Genomic DNA, 1100 nt, shown 5'->3' with positions numbered 1-1100 from the left:
CACCGCAGAACTGGCAATGCCCGGCTGCTGGTGTTGCCCCCTGCAAGGGGGTTGGAGAAAGATGCGAAGCACTGTAGCCTGGGGGTGAACCTAATCCCCTAGCCCAGCATCTTGGCTAGCTCACCGGTCTGGATGAGCTTTTGCAGATCGGTAAATCCGCCCACCAGCGTGCCCCGCACGAACACCATGGGCAAGGTGGGCCAACCGGTCCACATCTTCAGAGCGCCACGCTCGCGCCACATGCTCAGATAACTGCCGTACTCCAGGTAATGGTGCGGCACCTGTGCCGCATCCAGCGCCTTGCGGGCCCGGCGCGGAAACGGATTGGCCCGCATCCCCACCACCACCACCGCATGCGCCGCTACTGCCGCCTGCACCTCTTGCACGATGGCCCGCTGTGATGCCGCCACCTTGTCGCGCACGGCGGGGTGGATACGGGCTTCTTCGAGGATGGAACGGGGCATCGAGCTTCCTTAGAACAAAGCACACAGCATAGCCCAGCGGGCCTGCCGCAAACCCTGTGGATAGTTTTTGCATAAGCCAGCAGTTATCCACAGCTTGTGGCAATCCTTAAAAGTTGTCCCTATTTGCGTGACACCAGAAAAGCACAGTCGCGCACAGCCGTCAAAATGGCCTAAGTGCTTGAGCCAAAAGGCTTATCACACCTTATCCACAGCCAGGTGCAGTCCTTACTACTACTACTATTTGATTAATAGAGATATTAGAAGAAGAGAGAAGCCAAGCCGCGCCTGAAATTACGTCTCGATCGTGTCGTGCGTGGCCACGCTGCCCTGTCGCCAATAGCCTGCCGCTTTGGTCCACTGCGGCTGCACGCCGCGTTCGCCCACCAGATGGGCGCGCAAGGCCTTGGCGGTGTGGGTTTCGCAGCCCACCCAGGCGTGGATGTCGCCGGGCGGCAAGGCCAGGCTGCGCAGGCGCTCCAGCAGCAGCGGCTGCTGGCCGTGGGGTTGGCCCTGGCGGTGTACCCACACCAACGTGGTGTTCGCGGCGCTGGCCAGGGTTTGCTCGTCTTCTGGGCCATCTACTTCGATCAACACCAGCGCAGGGGCACCGGCGGGCAATTCAGCCAGGCGGCGGGC

The 1100-nt window shown here is 61.5% G+C and carries 2 protein-coding genes; both read right to left on the bottom strand.

Going from position 1 to position 1100, the window contains the following annotated elements; translation table 11 throughout:
• Positions 1-98 precede the first annotated feature (98 nt).
• Positions 99-464, bottom strand: coding sequence for a glutaredoxin (locus AC097L_RS25825; RefSeq protein ID WP_479589548.1), 366 nt, complete (start codon positions 462-464; stop codon positions 99-101).
• 291 nt (positions 465-755) lie between these two features.
• Positions 756-1100, bottom strand: a 345-nt coding sequence (locus AC097L_RS25820; protein ID WP_479589547.1) for a siderophore-interacting protein, incomplete at its 5' end; no start/stop codon positions are given.

It is taken from the genome of Rhodoferax sp. RT5P35 (assembly GCF_056521385.1).
The sequence above is the reverse complement of the archived record's forward strand: the minus strand, read 5'-3'. Positions and strand labels throughout refer to the sequence as shown.